Here is a 16,560-nt window from a genome sequence, read left to right as displayed (position 1 = left end):
TACGCATTTCGTCGAGGAGCAGCCGTGCCAGTGCAAGCCCATGCGGAGGAGTTCCGCAGCCCCGGATCGGGCGTCAACGCCGCGTCCGGGGTTCTGCTGAGCCACGGTTTCACCGGCTCGCCCCGCTCGATGCGCCCGTTCGCGGAGCACCTGGCCACCGAGGGCTTCGGCGTCGCCGTACCCCGGCTGCCCGGCCACGGCACCGACTGGCGGGAGATGAACACCACCCGCTGGCAGGACTGGTACGCCGTACTCGACAACGAACTCGAACGCCTCCGCAAGGAGCACGACCGCGTCTTCGTGGCCGGCCTGTCGATGGGCGGCTGTCTCGTACTACGGCTCGCCGAGCAGCACGGCGCCGACATCTCCGGCGTGATCCTGGTGAACCCGTCGGTCCGCACCGATGACAAGCGTCTCGTGCTGCTCCCCGTGCTGCAGGCGCTCGTCCCGTCCTTCCCGGGGATCTCGAACGACATCAAGAAGCCCGGGGTCGACGAGGGCGCGTACGACCGGATGCCGCTGAAGGCACTGCACTCCCTGTCGAAGCTGTGGCAGGTCACCCGGGAAGATCTGGCCAAAGTCACTCAGCCGGTGCTGCTGTTCCGCAGTACTGTCGATCATGTGGTGGAGCCGAGTTCGGGCCTGGCGATCCTCGGGGCGATCTCGTCCCGCGACGTCACCGAGGTCCTGCTCGAGGACAGCTACCACGTGGCCACCCTGGACAACGACGCACCAAGGATCTTCGCGGATTCGACCACCTTCATCGAACGGCTGAGCATTGATGCGTGACAACGGCCTGACCGCCTCGGCGTACACGTCGATGGGCGGCATCGACCCCCTCGTCGCCGAACCGGTACTCGCCGCCCTCGCCGAGGCCGGCATCGCCGCGTACGCCGTTGCGCCTGGCGAGGGCAACGCCTCCCCGAGCGCGGCAACCAGCGAGCCCACTACCGAGTCCGACGGCGAGACGGCTTCGGCCGAAGCCGACGTACCGAAGAAGGCCGACGTGGACGCGCCGGAGAAGAAGGCCGAGCCCGCCGAGAAGGTCGCTGCCGGGTTCGACGAGATCTTCGTGGCTGCCGACTCCACCGAGCAGGCGCGCGGGGTGATCGACCGGAGTGCCGAGGACGCCGAGTGGAAGTCGCTGGTCGAGCAGTTCAACGCTCCCTCGGCGCCGGGACACTCGACGACGCCGGTGCCGCGCTGGCCGGTCAGCGAAGACGTGGACGAGAACTCGTACGAACCGCTGATCGACGTACCGGCCGGCTTGATCGTCGGGGACACCGACGAGGATCCGCCGGAAGAACCGCCGGCCCGGCGTACGGACGACCCGCACGACCACTTCGTGCCGCCGGAGCCGCCGCGCGGACCGCGGCTGGACTGGATCAGCCGGGCCGCCTGGCTCGGGCTGTTCGGCGGACCGGCGCTGCTGATCCTGGCCGCGCTGTTCGACTTCGGCACCGGCCGGATCACCACGATCGCGGTGGTCGGCTTCATCGCCGGCTTCCTCACCCTGGTGATCAGGATGAAGGATCGCCTGCCTCCGGAGGACACCCCGGACGACGGCGCGGTCGTTTAGCCACTAGAGTGCCGATCGTCGGACAATCCGACGACCGCTCTGCAGAGGAGGCAGCCCCGTGCAGGTCACCGAGACCGTCGAGATCACCGGCCACCTGATGGACACCGGTTTGCTGTCCCGCGTCCTGGACGACATCCGCGGGTACGGCGGTGAGTACACGCTGGACAAGTTCGACCTGGGCTACGACAAGGACGACCCGTCGACGGTCCGGATGACGGTCGGCGCCGAGGACGACGAGGCGCTGCAGCGGCTGCTGATGCGGATCCAGACCAAGGGCGCGAACCTGGTCAACCCGGGTACGCCGGAGATCTCCGAGGTGGTCCAGGACGGCGTCTTCCCGGACGGGTTCTACTCGACCACCAACCTGCCGACGAGTGTCCGGCTGAACGGGTACTGGGTGCAGGTGCGGAACCCGGAGATGGACTGCGGGCTGCTGATCGAGGGTGACGCGGTCCGGACCATCCCGATGTCCGAGGTGAAGGCCGGGATGCGGATCATCTCCAGCGCCCAGGGCGTGCGGGTGACCCCGCCGATCGTCGCGCACGACGAGGAGTCGTTCGGCTTCATGGAGTCGGACGTGTCCAGCGAGAAGCCGCAGCGGGTGCTGGTGAAGCAGGTCGCCGACGGGATGCGCGAGGCGAAGGCGAACGGGCAGAAGGTGCTCTGGGTCGGCGGCCCGGGCATCGTGCACACCGGCGCCGCTCCGGCCATGGTCGCGATCGTCGAGGCCGGATTCGTCGATGTCCTGTTCGCCGGGAACGCGCTGGCGACGCACGACATCGAGTCCTCGCTGTACGGCACGTCGCTGGGCGTCGATCTCGCCCGCGGCCGCGGTGTCGAGCACGGTCACGAGCACCACATCCGGGCGATCAACACGATCCGCAAGGCAGGCTCGATCGCCGACGCGGTCAAGCAGGGCGTGCTGACCTCCGGCGTGATGCACGCGATGGTGAAGAACGGCAAGAGCTTCGTCCTGGTCGGCTCGGTCCGCGACGACGGGCCGCTGCCGGACGTCTACACCGACGTGCTCGAAGGCCAGCGGGCGATGCGCGCCGAACTCACCGACGTCGGCTACTGCCTGATGGCGGCCACCATGCTCCACTCGGTTGCCACCGGCAACATCCTGCCGGCCTCCATCCCGCTCACCTGCGTCGACATCAACCCGGCCACGGTGACCAAACTCGCCGACCGCGGCTCGTCCCAGGCCCGCGGCATCGTCACCGACGTCGGCCTCTTCGTCGAGCACCTCGCCCGCGAACTCGACCCGACGTACACGGGCCAGGAGTAGCCGGTACGCCGTACGCCGGGGTGAACTTGTCGGTGGCTTGGTCCATGGTGGATGTATGGCACTGAGAACGAAGGCAGACTGGTTCGGCGTTGCGCTCAACTCGCCGGATCCGCAGAAGCTGGGCCGGTTCTACCAGCGGCTCCTCGGCTGGCAGCTGTACGCCGACGAGCCCAACTGGGTGACCTTGGCTCCTTCCAAGAAGGCTGGGTACAACCTGGCCTTCCAGAAGGAGGAGCTCTACGAGAGACCGGTGTGGCCGGCCGTCGAGGGCAAGCAGCAGATGCAGATCCATCTCGACATCGCGGTGGACGATCTGACCGAGTCGGTGGCGCATGCGCTCGAGGCCGGCGCCGAGCTGCCCGATTTCCAGCCGCAGGACGACGTCCGGGTGATGCTCGATCCGGACGGGCATCCCTTCTGTCTGTACCTGGACAGCGACGACGACGATTAGGTGGCCTGGGTTACGGCGGGGGTGCTGCCGGGCAGGGCAGGATGTCGGGCATGACCGAACTGGTGCACCTGGCCGTGGCCGACGGCGTCGCGACGATCACGCTCGACTCGCCGCACAACAAGAACGCGCTCTCCCAGCAGCTGACGAGTGAGTTGCTGGCGCACCTGGAGACGGCCGGCGCCGACGAGGCGGTCCGGGTCGTTGTGCTGCGGTCTGCCCTGGACGTGTTCTGCTCGGGCGCCGACATGTCGGAGGCGACGTCGGTCGGGATGGGCGTCGGTGCGCAGCGAATGGTCGACGTCCAGCGGGCGATCGTCGCGTTGCCGAAGCCGGTGGTGGCGCGGGTCGCCGGCCCGGTCCGCGCCGGTGGGATCGGGATCGTGGCCGCCGCCGATATCAGTCTGGCCGCCGACAGTACGACGTACGCGCTGACCGAGGTGCGCCTCGGACTCGCCGCCGCCACCATCTCGCTGACGGTCCTCCCCCGCCTCACCGACCGCGCCGCCGCCCTCACCTTCCTGACCGGCACCACCTTCGACGGAACCGAAGCAGCTCGCCTCGGTCTGGTCACCCAGGCAGTCCCCGCCGAAGAACTCGACGCCACCTTGGACGAGGTCCTGAAGTCACTCCTCAAGGGCGCCCCCCAGGGCCTCCGCGAAACCAAGAAGCTCCTCAACCGGGAGCTCCTCGCCGACATCGACGCCCGAGGCACCGACCTCGCCGAACTCTCAGCCTCCCTCTTCGGCTCCCCCGCCGCCCAGGAAGCCATGCTCGCCTTCCTCAACCGCAAGAAGAAGTAGTTTTCCCAGCACACACAGGGTTTATTCAGTTGCGGACCGCAGCCACGCATAGTGGAGTGTGCGGCATGACGATCACCGCAGCGATGCGTACGACGTTCCGTGAGCAAGGGTTTCTGGTCGTTCCTGGGGTGCTCGACGCGGGGCAGATCGCGCGCGGGCGGGAGTTGGTTGCGGCTGAGTTGGACAAGGAGCCGCCGGCGCCGGGGCATGTCGGGTTTCATTTCGCCTGGCCTCGGTTCGAGGGCGGCGTCGAGCATCCGTTGCTCGACTTCTACCGGGAGACTGTGGCGGGGCTGGCGGCCGAGTTGGTCAAGCCTGAGTTGGGTGTCGACGAGCCCGACTTCGCGCAGATCGCGACGACCATTCCCTCGTGGTCGCATCGACCGGGTGGTCCGCATGTGGATGGTCTGAACCCGCTCGGCCCGGACGGTACGCCGTACACGTTCTCCGTGCTCGCCGGTGTCTGGCTGACCGATCAGCTGGAGGAGTATCAGGGCAACCTGCACGTCTGGCCGGGCACGCATCGCCGGTTCGGGGAGTATCTCGCGGAACACGGCTCCGACGCCCTGGCCGCACTGGCGGAGAACCCGGACGCGCCGTACCCGAAGATCGAGCTCGGTGAGCAGATCCAGACCTTCGGATCGGCCGGGAGCGTGCTGTTCGCGCACTACCTGCTGGGCCACAACATCGGCGGGAACACCGGGCCGGAGCGGCGCGAGACGATCTACTACCGGCTCCAGGCCCACGGACACCGCGATCGGTGGCGCGAGGTGGTCAGCGATCCGTTGAGTGAGTTCCGGGCAGACTGAGCTCGATCAGCATCGGCAGGTGGTCCGAGCCCGCGGCCAGGTCGGCGCGGGTGACGCCGTCGATCGAGTCGAGCGGGACGATGCGGCCGGACAGCTCCGGGGAGAGCAGGGCACCGTCGATGCGTTTGACCGGGTTGTCGGAGTGGAAGGTCGGGCCGGCGTCGACACCGAGGTCGGTCAGGCCTTCCGCTGCGAGCCGGTCCCAGACCGGTCCACCCGGTTCTTCGTTGAGGTCGCCGACGAGCAAATAGGGCAGGCCGAACGACTTGCACCCACGCAGTACCTGCTCCAACTCGCGCTGCCGACCGCGGATGTTCAAGCCGAGATGGCAGACGATCAGCGCAACTTCCACGTCGCCGAGCTTGATCCGCCCGCCGACCGCGCCGCCCGGCAACTGCGTCGCGATGAACCGCAGCCGCCTGCGCCAGAACGGCCGCCAGACCCGCCAGCGGGACGAGCCGGAAAAGTCGATGCCATCAGCAACCAGTACGGCGTTGCGCACCGAGGCCGCGACATACTGCAGGCCGAAGCTCGCCGCCATCGCCTTGCGCTTGCGGCGCGTCCCCCACCACGTCGGCGCTTCCTGGATCAACGCCACATCAGGCTTGCACGCGTGCACCACCCGGGCCAGCGCCTCGCGATCATCCCCCCACCGGTGCACGTTGTACGACAGCACCCGCAGACTCATGCCTCGGGCTCACCGTGTAGCTCGGCGGGCTGCTTCGTGACCTCGGATTCCGCCGTACGCATGCCCGTACGCCGGCCGACCGACTTCCGCGCCGCCCGTTCGAGCCGGGCAGAACGTCCGCTGCGGGCAGCCGTCTTGGCCGTCACCGCGGTCGTCTTCACCCGCACCCGGCGCAACCAGGTCGCCTCTTCGCGTGCCAGGTCCGCCGCGCCGACCATGCCGGCCTCCGGACCGAGCACCGCCCGAACGATCCGCGCCTCCGGCCGGAACCCACGACCGGTCAGCGTCCGCTTGAACGCCTCCCGCGCCGGCGCCAGCAACAGCTCGCCCGCATCCGAAACGCCACCGCCGATCACGAACGTGCCCGGGTCCAGCGCAGCGGCGAGGTTCGCCAGCCCGATGCCCAGCCAGCGGCCGACGTCCTCAAGCAGCTCGACCGCGACCGGATCGCCGTCCTTGGCCAGCTCGGTCACCATCGGACCGTTGATCTTGCGCGGATCACCCTCGGCCGCACGCAACAGGTTGTGCGCGACCGGAGAACCGGAGAGCGCGAGCTCACGAGCCTCACGGGTCAACGCGTTCCCGGAGGCGTACTGCTCCCAGCAGCCACGGTTGCCGCACTCACACCGATGACCGCCCGGCACCACCTGCATGTGCCCGAACTCGCCCGCGATCCCGAACTTCCCGCGCTGCAGCGCACCGTCGTTGAGAATCGCGCCACCGATCCCGGTGCCCAGCGTCACGCAGACCAGGTGGCTCTCACCCTGACCGCCACCGAACCGCCACTCCGACCAGGCGGCCGCGTTCGCGTCGTTCTCCACGACCACCGGCAACCCGAGCCGGCGCTCGACGGCATCCCGCAGCGGCTCGTGCCGCCAGGCGAGGTGCGGAGCGAAGAGCACCGACGAACGGGTCCCGTCGACGAACCCGGCCGCGCCGATCCCGACCGCGATCACGTCGTGCCGCGACTCGAGGTCGTGCACGATCTCCGCGATCGCGTCCTCGGTCTCCCGCGGATCCTTCGTCGGGGTGTCCCGGCGCAGCCGGTCCAGGATGTTGCCCTCCGGATCGACCACCCCGGCGGCCACCTTGGTGCCACCGATGTCGATCCCGATCGTCAACGCCTGCGTCAGAGCCATCGCACGACCCTCCTGATGAAACCCCCTACTTCCAGCGAACCACCCCTGAACAAGTCCTTCACCGCTTGTCCTCCAGCGCCGGAGCCGGCCGGCGGGCCAGGTCGGCGGCACCGATGATGCCCGCGTCGTTGCCCAGTTCGGCCAGTCCGAAGACCGGATGCGGCCGGTTCGCCTTCGCCGGCAGGTTCTTCTCGAACGCCACCGTCGCCGACTTCAGCAACAGATCTCCAGCGGCACTCACCCCACCACCGACGACGATCATCGACGGGTCGAACAGCGTCGCGATACTCGCCAGCGCCTCCCCCAGCCAGCGCCCGAGATCGTCGAACAGCTCCACCGCGCAGGGATCCCCACCGGCAGCGGCCTTCGTGATCATCGGTCCGGTCAGCTGTGCCGGGTCGGTGATCCCGCAAACGCTCAGCATCTGCGCCGCAGCCAGCGAACCAGACTCGGCCTGCGCCCGCCCCTCGCGGACCAGCGCACTCCCCGACGCGTACTGCTCGATGCATCCGCGAGCTCCACAGCCACACCGATGCCCACCCGGTACGACGCGCATGTGCCCGAGCTCCGCCGCCACACCGTTCGCCCCGCGCAGCAGCTCGCCACCGATCACGACGCCGCCACCGATCCCGGTCCCGACCGTGATGCAGACCATGTGCTCCACGTGCCGCGCCGCACCGAAGGCGAACTCACCCCAGGCCGCCGCGTTCGCGTCGTTCTCCACGACCACCGGAACCTTGAGTACGTCGGACACCCGCGTCCCGAGCGGCTCGTCGCGCCAGGCGAGGTTCGGCGCGAACAGCACCGTCGACCGGTCCGAGGAGACGAACCCGGCGGCGCCGATGCCGACCGCCTCCACCTCGTGGTCGGCGATCAGTTCCGCGGCCGCGTCGCAGATCGCCGCGGCGGTGGCGTCCACCGAGTTCGCCGGGGTGTCGCGATGGGTCCGGGTGCCGATCTTGCCGTCGGTGCCGACCACTCCCGCCGCGATCTTCGTGCCGCCGACGTCAATGCCGATCGTCAGTCCCATGGTTCGGGGTCCTCACTCACATCGATCCGGTCCACGCGGGACCGAGCTGGTTCCGGTTCCTGCGACCCCGCAGTACGCGACTCTGCGTCCGCCCGGGCTTGCCGCGCAGCCTCCGCGGCGGCTTCCAGCAACGACCGCAGCGAGCCGAGCACTCCGGCGGCCGCGGTCGAGAGCTGCTCGATCGTCTCCGGGCTGGTGGTGCGCACCTTGGAAATCAACTGGCACACGGGACACCACTGGCACTCCGGCCCACCACGCTGCGCAGAACTGTGCTCGTGCGGTTCTTCATCAGCCGGTACGCCGTACGCGGGCTCCTCGTCGCTCGCCGCACTGTGCTGGTGTTTCGCCTCCGATGTCGCCTGCTGCAGCACCGCGAACAGCTTCGCGGCCTCCTCGGCCACCGATCCGACCGGCTCCTTGCTCACCTGGTGCCCTCCGTGATCGCGGCCGGCTCGGGCTCAGCGTCGTACTGCTCGCGAATCCCCTGGGCCAGCTCTTGCGCCGTAGTACCGGCGAGTGGTTCGCGTGGTGCGAAGCGCACCTGCAGGCGTCCGTTGTCGAGGCGCGCTCCGGCGACCACCGCGCGCGCCAGCGCGGCCGGCAGCGGCAGCACGCGGCGGTACGAACCGACCGTGATGATCAGGTCGTCGGCGTGCCGGGCCAGCTCCAGGTCACTGGCCGATGCCAACGGCAACGGCATGGTCAGCGTGTAGGTGCGCCCGTCGGTGTCGATGTGGCGATCGACCCAGAGGGAAGTCTCGTCGGTGGCCCGCGTGAACGGGTCGTCGCCGCCGTACATCTCGACAGCGAACGCCGCGAGCTCCTCGACACCGACCGGCTCACACGCGCGGTACGGCGATTCCCAGATCGGCAGCGGCCGGAAGGAGTCGGCGACGTCTTCGAGGATTCCGCGCTGGGCGGCGACCCACTGGCGACGCCAGTTGTCGGCACCGGCGGCCGGGAAGACGCGGTTCGCGATCACACCGTCGACGCGGTAGCCGTACAGCGAAAGGGTGGTGAGCGAGCGGCGGGCCTCGGCGACGACGACGGCCTCGGGCGTCAGCACGAGCCGCACCGAAGCATCAGGACCGGCGAGCAACGCACGGATGTCGGCGAGGTCGCGGTGCAGCCTGCGCAGCGCGTCGAAGACGGTGTCGTCCGGCATCGGGATCCCGGCCGCCTTGCCGAGCAGCGGCCGCAGGGTACGGGTCACCTTGCGCTCGACGTTGAGGATGCGGTCCATGTACCAGTTGAGGGCTTCCGGCAGCGCGAGCAGGCGCAGCGTCTCGGCGGTCGGCGCGCAGTCGACCACGATGACGTCCCAGCGGCCGGAGCGGACGTGGTCGCGCACCTCGAGCAGCGCGAGCACCTCCTCGGCGCCGGACAGCACAGTCAGCTCCTCGGCCTCGATCGGGTCGACGCCGACGGTGTGCAGGACCGAGCGCAGGTACGACTGGATGTCACCCCAGGCCCGCTCGAACCGGCGCTGTGCATCGATCTGCTGGACGAACAGCAGGTCGTCGATCTCGGTCGGCTCCGGGCCCACTTCGCTGTCGAACGCGTCGCTCAGCGAGTGCGCGGCATCGGTCGACAAGACCAGCGTGCGGAGTCCGCGCAGTGCGGCGAGTGTGGCCGTGCCGGCCGCGGACGTGGTCTTGCCCACGCCGCCTTTCCCTGTGTACAGCAGTACCCGAGTCACCGGTATCAGGACTCGACGCGCTTCTTGAGCCCCTTCAGGGCCGTGTCGATGATGACCTTCTCCGCCTTACGTTTGAGCATTCCGATCATCGGGATCGCCACGTCGACCGCGAGCCGGTACGTCACCTCGGTCCCGTCGGCGCCGAGATCCCGTAGTACGTAGGCGCCGTCCATCCCCTTGACCATCTTGGCCTGCACCAGCGTCCAGGTCACCTCGTTGCGGGACCAGACGTAGTCCAGCGTGTACTCGTCGGAGATCGCCCCGGCGTCCACCTTGAACCTGACCTGCTTGGGCCGTCCCGCCTCGTCGGTGGAGAGCACCTGCGTCTCGCGCATCGAGTCCGCCCACTCCGGGTACGCCTCGAAGTCCGCGATCACCGCCATGATCGCCTTCGGAGTCGCGTTCACGACGATGGTCGAGGTGGTCTGCTCTGCCATCGATTCACCTCTTCGCTGCCGGGACGTGTTCTGCCAGGACGGTTGGGGGTCCGCTTCCGGCGCCCCGATGCCCACACCGGAGACTATCGCGGGTTCCGAGCCCGTACGGCGTTCGCCTGCGGCGCGGCCCGACTCGACCTCGTCCTTGAACCGCCAGATCCGGTTCCGGTACCGCGCGACGTACTGCTCCTTGAGCGTGTTGAGCTTTCGGGTGCTCGTGTGTCTCACGGGGTCGACCCGGAGGTACCAGTGCACGACGACTCCGTCCCGAACCGGCTCCAGCCACCACTCCGCAGTACCGATGGCCGCGCCTGTCACCGCCCAGCGCACGCCCTCCAGGCCGCGCCGCTCCGCCGGGGTCAAGGTGAGCTCCGGCCACCACTCGCGCCAGAGGGTGTCCGCACCCAGCCGCTCCGCGACGTAGGCTGGATCAGCAACGACCAAGTCGTCGCAACTGATGTCGAGCGATGGCATACGTTTCCTAGTTCCCTGGGTCACATCTGTCTGGCTACTACCGGGTAGGTGACTGTAGCGTGCGCCGGAGTCGACAAATCGTGACCGACTGAGGAGACGCGGATGCGTGAGTACACCGTTCCAGCAGTGATCGAGCCCCCGACGACCGGTGGCCTGAGCGATCCCGTCTGGGCGAACGCCTCCTCCCATCCTGACACCGCCGTCTTCAGCCGCCGGGTCGGGGACGGGTGGCTGGACATCTCGGCCGCCGAGTTCGCCCGGCAGGTGAGCGCGGTGGCCAAGGGCCTGATCGCAGCCGGCGTCAAGCACGGCGACCGGGTCGCACTGCTGTCGGCCACCCGCTACGAGTGGACTCTGATCGACTACGCGATCTGGAGCGTCGGCGCGGCGACCGTGCCGATCTACGAGACCTCCTCGGCGTCCCAGATCCAGTGGATCCTGACCGACTCCGAGGCTGTTGTCGCAGTGGTCGAGAACGCGGCCCACGGCGCGGTGGTGGAATCGGCTCGTGCGGAGGCCCCTTCGCTGCAGGAGGTCTGGCAGATCGAGTCGGGCGCTGTTGACGAACTCACGGTGCTCGGACAGGACATTTCCGACGCGGAGCTCGACAAGCGGCGTACGGCGGTCGTGCCCTCGGACCTGGCGACGTTGATCTACACGTCGGGGACCACCGGGCGGCCGAAGGGCTGCATGATCACCCACTCGAACTTCATGGACGAGCTGGGTACTGCGGTGAAGATCCTCGATGGGTTGTTCGCCGAGGGTGCTTCGACGTTGCTGTTCCTGCCTCTGGCGCATGTGTTCGCGCGGATCATCCAGGTCGGCTGCGTGATGATGCGGGTCAAGCTCGGGCACACGGCTGACGTGAAGAACCTGGTGCCGGATCTCGGGTCGTTCAAGCCGACGTTCATCCTGAGCGTGCCGCGGGTGTTCGAGAAGGTCTACAACACGGCCAGCCAGTCGGCTCACGCTTCGGGCAAGGGCAAGATCTTCGACGCTGCTGCTGAGACCGCTATCGCCTACTCCTCTTCTAGTAGCCCGGGCTTCGGTCTGCGCGCCAAGCACGCTCTCTTCGACCGGCTGGTGTACTCCAAGCTTCGCGCTGTGCTGGGCGGCAACGTGGCTTACGCGGTCTCCGGTGGCGCCCCGCTCGGGGATCGCCTCGGGCACTTCTTCCGCGGCGTCGGCGTACCGGTCCTCGAAGGCTACGGTCTGACTGAAACCACCGCCGCACTCGCAGTGAACCTCCCGGACGACATCCGCATCGGCACCGTCGGCCGCCCACTGCCCGGCGTCTCCGTCGGCGTCGACACGGACGGCGAACTCTGTTTCAAGGGCGGCCAGGTGATGCTCGGCTACTGGAAGAACGACGAGGCCACCGCGGCCGCGATCGACGCCGACGGCTGGTTCCACACCGGCGACCTCGGCGAATTCGACGCCGACGGCTTCATCCGCATCACCGGCCGCAAAAAGGAAATCCTCGTCACCGCCGGCGGCAAGAACGTCGCCCCCGCCGTTCTCGAGGACCGCATCCGCCTGCACCCGCTGGTCTCCCAGTGCATGGTGGTCGGCGACGGCAAACCCTTCATCGCCGCCCTCGTCACCATCGACCCGGAAACCATCGTCGCCTGGGCCAAGAGCCACGACAAGCCCACCGACGTCCCCTCCCTGGTCGACGACAAGGACCTGATCGCCGAGATCCAGAAAGCCGTCGACGACGCCAACAACGCCGTCTCCAAGGCCGAAGGCATCAAAAAGTTCACCATCCTCCCCACCGACTGGACCCAAGAGTCCGGCGAGCTCTCGCTGAAACTCTCCCTACGCCGCCACATAGTCATGGAAAAACACCAAACGGACGTTGAAGCCCTCTACACCAAGTAAGGGCCATCCAAGCGGGACTCCAAGACCTCAAAGGCAACACTAAAAAGATCTTCAAAGACAAACAGCGAAAAATAAAGAAAAGAGAATATAGAGGGCCGAGTGCCTGGTTAAGTCCGGCGCGTAGGTGCCAGTCGCCGATAGGTTGCTGACCGGACGATCGAAGTCCTTCATCAGTACATGGAGTGCGCGTTGCCGCCGACAGCTGGGGCGAGCATGGCGTATCGCTCGGATCAATTGCTCAGCGACTGGTCCATCAGAGACCTGCCTTAGCCGCGGCAGCGGAGCCTTCGTGTACGTCCAGCTCAGTCACTGTGAACTTGCTGTTGTCAACCACCACCCGTCCTCTAGAAGTCGGGTGTATTGCTTCAGTGGCGACTGACAGGTCAATCGTACTTGTCTAGGCCCTGGTCGGTGGAGTGGAAGCCATGGCTCGAGGTCGGATAACACCGGTCGAGGTGTTCAGCGTCAGCATTTACCGTTGTCGCGAGCGTTCTTGAAGATGGTTCCCCACTCGCCGTCGAGGACCGCGCCCCTATTGACGTCAGTAGTCGATATGTAGCCGGCACGGAGTAGCCCGCCGTTGAGGCGGCCGCGGACGCAGGCAGGGACGTTCTCGTAGGAGAGGGCGTCGGCATGCTTGCCGGTGCGGGCCTCGTCGGCCCGCCGCGATTCGATCAGGTACTCAATGTAGACCCAGGTCCACATAGATTGATCTGGGTTCGCCTGCCCGTTCTCCTGCACGTAGGCCCAGACGGCTTTGGGTCCGTAGAGGATGACCAGCTTGCTGCCTTTGTGTCCATCTTCGGGACAGGCGCCGATCGCTGGGACAGGCATACCCCCGTAAGACAGAGCCTTGTCGCCGATCATCGTGCCGCCGGTAATGCAGTCCCGGGTTTCGGTGACCGCGATGGTCTTCGGTTCCTTCTCGTACGATCGAGGGCTCTTGAGCGACTTGGCCATGATCTTGACCATGGTCTCGAGGTAGTTCCCGGCATCTCCCTCGCTCTTGATTGCCGGGAAGTGGTCGGGAAGGCTGCGGGCTACCGGGCTAGCCGGCGGTTTGGTCGAATTGTCAGCGGACGGTAGGGAGGGTGCGGAGTTGCCGCAGGCGGCAAGCCCAGCCGACACAACGGCTGCAAGGACCAGACGACGGATGCGCATGTAATTTCTCCCCCGATGAGCACGATGAGCACCCAACCAACAGGCCCTCGCGCCTCTGTGACTCTCCCCTACGAAGGCGCTCAGCTTTGAGGCTCGTGTCTGCTACATCGGATGGCGACCTCAACCGTTACGGGATCGAAAGCCGATCGCTTGAGGAGCAGGCCGAGATCAAGCGGGAAGGCGGAGGAGGGGCGAGTTGTGTCCGTTGACCGAGCTGCAAACGGTTTTCGCCTTCGCATTACGACAAGGGCTGATCGGTTGAGGGCAACGCTGGGTGGGTGGCAGCGGTTAGCGGCGTACGGGATAGCGCAGGTGGAGGACGCGGTTGCCTGGGATAATCACTTCAGGATCTTCCAGTAGGTGCTGCGCTTGGACTGAGCCGAAGTAGCGTTTGCCGGTGCCGAGGATGCAGGGGACTACGTCCATGCGGACCTCGTCGATCAGGCCGGCGGCGAGGAGCTGGCCGCCTACGTTGCCGGCGGCAACTTCGACGATGCGGTCGCCGGCGAGTTCCTGTGCCTTGGTTACGGCTGCTTCGATGCCGTTGACGAAGTGGAAGGGTGCCTCGGGGTTCCAGCCTTCGGGGGCGGGTCTGTGTGTCACGACGACTACGTGGTCGATCCCGGCCGGAGGCTTGCCGTCCCAGCCGTCGGTCAGGTCGAAGACATGCCGGCCGGCGATCGTCACCCCGATCTGGTCCCAATACGCCCGGATGTAGTCGTAGGACACCTGCGACACCTTCAGTACGCCGCCGTCGTCCAAGGGGACGTCGCCGCTGGTCAACCAGTCGAACAGCGGTCCGGGCTGGTCGTTCTCGTCGGCGATGAAGCCGTCCACCGACACCGAGCTGTACATGACCACCTTGCCCACAGGGCTCTCCTCTGCTGCTGGGATGCCCTCAAATTAGCGGGTTGTGCCTAGGTAATCTTGTAAGAAATCAATCGGCCGGCACCGGCCAGCCGTCCAACGCGTGGCCGGGATGTTCGCGCTGGAACCGTCGCCGGACTTCGACGTACCGGGTAGGCGTGAGCCCGGTGAATTCCCGGAACTCGTGGCCGAAGTGGGCCTGGTCGAAGTAGCCGGCGCGTACGGCGATGTCGCCCCAGTCGACCGGTCCGGCGGGGTCGATTGCGAACACGGCGGCGGCGAAGCGTTGGGTGCGGGCTAACCGCTTCGGCGTGACGCCGATGAGCTCCTTGAACCGCTGTGCCAGGTGAGTGTTGCTGACCCCTGCTGCCGCGCTCAGCTCGCCGATCGCCACCGCTCCGCTGGCTGCCGCGATGAGATTGCTCGTATGGCGGACCAACCCGAGGCCGGCGGTCTCGCACAGGCGTCGCATCAGCTCGTCTTCAAGCAGCGTCAGCATCTCGTGCGGTCCGTTCGCCGTGGCCAGCCGGTCTCGCAGCTCAGCAACGGCGGGCCGCCCCCACACCTGCTCTATCGTCACCGGCCGGTCGCACAGCTCGGCGGCGGGCATCGGCAGGAACGGCGCCAGCCCCCACGGCTTGACGTGCACACCGACCGACCGGGTCCGGAGTGGGTAGCTGAACTCGAACGCGCGGGTGGGCATGGTGACCACGCACCCGTCGGCGTACTCGGCCATTTCGAGATCGGCGCCGGCACGAATGCGGAACGGCGCGCCGAGGTTGACGATGAGCAACGCCGACGGGCTCGGCGGCAGCATCAGCCGGGCGTACGGCGACGCACCTTCCAGGTAATAGAGGTCGTCGATCAGCCCGTCCAGCGGCGCCCGCGGCACTCTGGACACATACTCCATCCGCACAGCATCGCCGACATCGCACCCCGGGTTCCAGCGGTGGGGTTGGGCGGGTCGGGGTTGGGCTGGAATCGGGCGGCCGGCGTACGGCGTACAGGGAAGTGGCTCTGACCGGTTGAGGACAGGTCGGGGGGTGGGTCGTTGGGGCGGCATAGGTTCGGGGATGTGGCTGGGTCGCTGGCCGGGTAGGGGTTGAGGATGCGCGGGCTTCGGAGTGCGGGCTTGGTGGTGGCGGTTCTTGGGGTTGGGGTTTCGGGATGTACGGGTGAGCCGGGCGCCGCGCCTAGTCCAACGCCGACGCGTACGCCGATGCCGACGCCGACGCCGTACGTCTCGGAGCCGACCGAGTTGTGGCCGACCGTCATCGAACCGGTTGAGCCGGAGCCGGCGGGGTATCCGAGTGACGGGAGCGACATCTCGGCTTGCCTCGATGGGACTTGCGAGGTGCGGGCGAAGGCTGGTGACACGTTGGGCCCGATCGGCAAGAACCAGACCGTCTTCAGCATCATGTCGATCAAAGGCGGGGCGGTGAACATCACCATCGACTTCACCAAGACCGGTGGCTCGGCCACCGTCACCTTGAAGGACAACGAGTTCGCACCGTTCCCCGAGTTCTCCATCTCCGCCGACGACGTCGAGGAGGACCAGGCCGTCATCACCATCGGGCCTGACGAACCCTGATCCTGGCGCGCGCGGGCGTACGGCGTACGGCGGGAGCACCCTTTGACCGGTGGAGGACAAGTTCCGGATCAAGCCGGGCCGTGGGCATCATTCAGGTGCGGCTTCAGTCGATCAGTGGCGGGATCGCGGTGGTGAGCTACCGCGGGTCCGACGGGCGAGCTATGAGCTCAACACCGCGCAAGGGCAGCAGATGCGCATCAAGCGGCTCGCAAAGCAGCGCTGCCCGGCGTAGTGCCCGCTTCACCACCCACGAACCCGACATCGCCCGGTCCTGGACGGCGTCATGCGCTACACGGCCGAGCCAAAGCGGCGCCCCTCCGTTGCGTACTCGGCCGCGGCTGCGGAAGGCCCTGCCAAGCCAGCATTCCCCGCATCAGCCGGGCCTGACGTATTCCGAGAGCTAGAGGGTGTGTCAGGCGGCTTCGGTGTGGGGGTGTGCCTCCGCGTTGGGTGTGTTGGGGGGTGACTCCGCGTTGGGTGTGCAGGGTTCGGTGTTGGGGATGGTGGGTGGTTCGAGGTAGGCGCGTCCGGTGGGGCTGATGAACACGAGTGTGGCGGTGTCGGTGGTGAGGACTTGCCAGTCGCCGTGGTGCTTGAGTCGGTGGTGGTGGCGGCAGAAGGGTCCGAGGTTTTCGTCGTCGGTGGGGCCTTGCGGGAAGGGGATGC

General features: G+C 67.4%; 18 protein-coding genes and 1 pseudogene. 9 read left to right on the top strand and 10 right to left on the bottom strand.

From position 1 onward, the window contains the following. Positions 1 to 24: 24 nt before the first annotated feature. The 6 genes from ABZ004_RS37225 (at position 25) to ABZ004_RS37200 (ending at position 4,927) form a co-directional block, all read left to right on the top strand. Complete coding sequence (locus ABZ004_RS37225) at positions 25 to 789, top strand: alpha/beta fold hydrolase (RefSeq protein ID WP_355686508.1); 765 nt, start codon at positions 25 to 27, stop codon at positions 787 to 789. Continuing rightward, a complete protein-coding gene (locus ABZ004_RS37220; protein WP_355686506.1) occupies positions 782 to 1,579 on the top strand; it encodes a hypothetical protein in 798 nt (265 codons plus the stop codon). Before ABZ004_RS37225 ends, ABZ004_RS37220 begins: the two co-directional genes overlap by 8 nt. A gap of 58 nt (positions 1,580 to 1,637) precedes the next feature. Next, positions 1,638 to 2,867 carry a TIGR00300 family protein gene (locus ABZ004_RS37215; RefSeq protein ID WP_355686504.1) on the top strand — a complete coding sequence of 410 codons (1,230 nt, stop codon included), beginning with the start codon at positions 1,638 to 1,640 and terminating at the stop codon, positions 2,865 to 2,867. 55 nt (positions 2,868 to 2,922) lie between these two features. Next, the gene (locus tag ABZ004_RS37210; protein WP_355686503.1) at positions 2,923 to 3,318 is read left to right on the top strand and encodes a VOC family protein; all 396 of its coding nucleotides are present in this window, start codon (positions 2,923 to 2,925) and stop codon (positions 3,316 to 3,318) included. A 50-nt stretch (positions 3,319 to 3,368) separates the two neighbouring features. Beyond that, positions 3,369 to 4,118, top strand: a complete 750-nt coding sequence (locus ABZ004_RS37205) for an enoyl-CoA hydratase-related protein (protein ID WP_355686501.1) — start codon at positions 3,369 to 3,371, stop codon at positions 4,116 to 4,118. A 65-nt stretch (positions 4,119 to 4,183) separates the two neighbouring features. Next, entirely contained in the window at positions 4,184 to 4,927 is a 744-nt protein-coding gene (locus ABZ004_RS37200) for a phytanoyl-CoA dioxygenase family protein (protein WP_355686500.1), read from the top strand. Here ABZ004_RS37200 and ABZ004_RS37195 read toward each other — a convergent pair. From ABZ004_RS37195 to ABZ004_RS37170, 6 genes are read right to left on the bottom strand one after another with little or no spacing between them, the layout of a single operon-like run. Continuing rightward, the gene (locus ABZ004_RS37195) at positions 4,893 to 5,615 is read right to left on the bottom strand and encodes an endonuclease/exonuclease/phosphatase family protein (protein WP_355686498.1); all 723 of its coding nucleotides are present in this window, start codon (positions 5,613 to 5,615) and stop codon (positions 4,893 to 4,895) included. The genes ABZ004_RS37200 and ABZ004_RS37195 overlap by 35 nt on opposite strands. Next, entirely contained in the window at positions 5,612 to 6,754 is a 1,143-nt protein-coding gene (locus tag ABZ004_RS37190; protein WP_355686497.1) for an ROK family glucokinase, read from the bottom strand. Before ABZ004_RS37190 ends, ABZ004_RS37195 begins: the two co-directional genes overlap by 4 nt. 58 nt (positions 6,755 to 6,812) lie before the next feature. After that, positions 6,813 to 7,784 (bottom strand): ROK family glucokinase, encoded by a 972-nt coding sequence (locus ABZ004_RS37185; protein ID WP_355686495.1) that lies wholly within the window; start codon positions 7,782 to 7,784, stop codon positions 6,813 to 6,815. Next, on the bottom strand, positions 7,775 to 8,209 hold the full coding sequence (locus ABZ004_RS37180) for a hypothetical protein (protein WP_355686493.1): 435 nt from the start codon (positions 8,207 to 8,209) through the stop codon (positions 7,775 to 7,777). Before ABZ004_RS37180 ends, ABZ004_RS37185 begins: the two co-directional genes overlap by 10 nt. Continuing rightward, positions 8,206 to 9,483 carry an ArsA family ATPase gene (locus tag ABZ004_RS37175; protein ID WP_355686492.1) on the bottom strand — a complete coding sequence of 426 codons (1,278 nt, stop codon included), beginning with the start codon at positions 9,481 to 9,483 and terminating at the stop codon, positions 8,206 to 8,208. Before ABZ004_RS37175 ends, ABZ004_RS37180 begins: the two co-directional genes overlap by 4 nt. Positions 9,484 to 9,488: 5 nt before the next feature. Then, the gene (locus ABZ004_RS37170) at positions 9,489 to 10,394 is read right to left on the bottom strand and encodes an SRPBCC family protein (protein ID WP_355686490.1); all 906 of its coding nucleotides are present in this window, start codon (positions 10,392 to 10,394) and stop codon (positions 9,489 to 9,491) included. A 102-nt stretch (positions 10,395 to 10,496) separates the two neighbouring features. Here ABZ004_RS37170 and ABZ004_RS37165 point away from each other — a divergent pair, with 102 nt between their 5' ends. Then, positions 10,497 to 12,275 (top strand): AMP-dependent synthetase/ligase, encoded by a 1,779-nt coding sequence (locus ABZ004_RS37165; RefSeq protein WP_355686489.1) that lies wholly within the window; start codon positions 10,497 to 10,499, stop codon positions 12,273 to 12,275. 465 nt (positions 12,276 to 12,740) lie between these two features. Here the strand turns inward: ABZ004_RS37165 and ABZ004_RS37160 are convergent, their stop codons facing one another. The 3 genes from ABZ004_RS37160 to ABZ004_RS37150 all read right to left on the bottom strand — a co-directional run bounded on the left by ABZ004_RS37160 (position 12,741) and on the right by ABZ004_RS37150 (position 15,213). After that, on the bottom strand, positions 12,741 to 13,436 hold the full coding sequence (locus ABZ004_RS37160) for a hypothetical protein (protein WP_355686487.1): 696 nt from the start codon (positions 13,434 to 13,436) through the stop codon (positions 12,741 to 12,743). Between the two features lie 288 nt (positions 13,437 to 13,724). Then, positions 13,725 to 14,306 (bottom strand): dihydrofolate reductase family protein, encoded by a 582-nt coding sequence (locus ABZ004_RS37155; RefSeq protein ID WP_355686485.1) that lies wholly within the window; start codon positions 14,304 to 14,306, stop codon positions 13,725 to 13,727. A 67-nt stretch (positions 14,307 to 14,373) separates the two neighbouring features. Further along, positions 14,374 to 15,213: a helix-turn-helix domain-containing protein gene (locus ABZ004_RS37150; RefSeq protein WP_355686483.1), complete on the bottom strand. Its 840-nt coding sequence runs from the start codon at positions 15,211 to 15,213 to the stop codon at positions 14,374 to 14,376. Between the two features lie 309 nt (positions 15,214 to 15,522). Between ABZ004_RS37150 and ABZ004_RS37145 the strand changes: the two genes are divergently transcribed. Continuing rightward, complete coding sequence (locus ABZ004_RS37145) at positions 15,523 to 15,894, top strand: hypothetical protein (protein ID WP_355686481.1); 372 nt, start codon at positions 15,523 to 15,525, stop codon at positions 15,892 to 15,894. Positions 15,895 to 15,943: 49 nt separating this feature from the next. Continuing rightward, complete coding sequence (locus ABZ004_RS37140) at positions 15,944 to 16,126, top strand: hypothetical protein (RefSeq protein ID WP_355686479.1); 183 nt, start codon at positions 15,944 to 15,946, stop codon at positions 16,124 to 16,126. Positions 16,127 to 16,306: 180 nt separating this feature from the next. Here the strand turns inward: ABZ004_RS37140 and ABZ004_RS37135 are convergent. Further along, a pseudogene (locus ABZ004_RS37135) lies at positions 16,307 to 16,560 on the bottom strand (hypothetical protein); the annotation flags it as partial.

Origin of the sequence: Kribbella sp. NPDC006257 (assembly GCF_040613535.1) — a bacterium.
In the GTDB taxonomy this organism is placed as follows: domain Bacteria; phylum Actinomycetota; class Actinomycetes; order Propionibacteriales; family Kribbellaceae; genus Kribbella.
The sequence above is the reverse complement of the archived record's forward strand: the minus strand, read 5'-3'. Positions and strand labels throughout refer to the sequence as shown.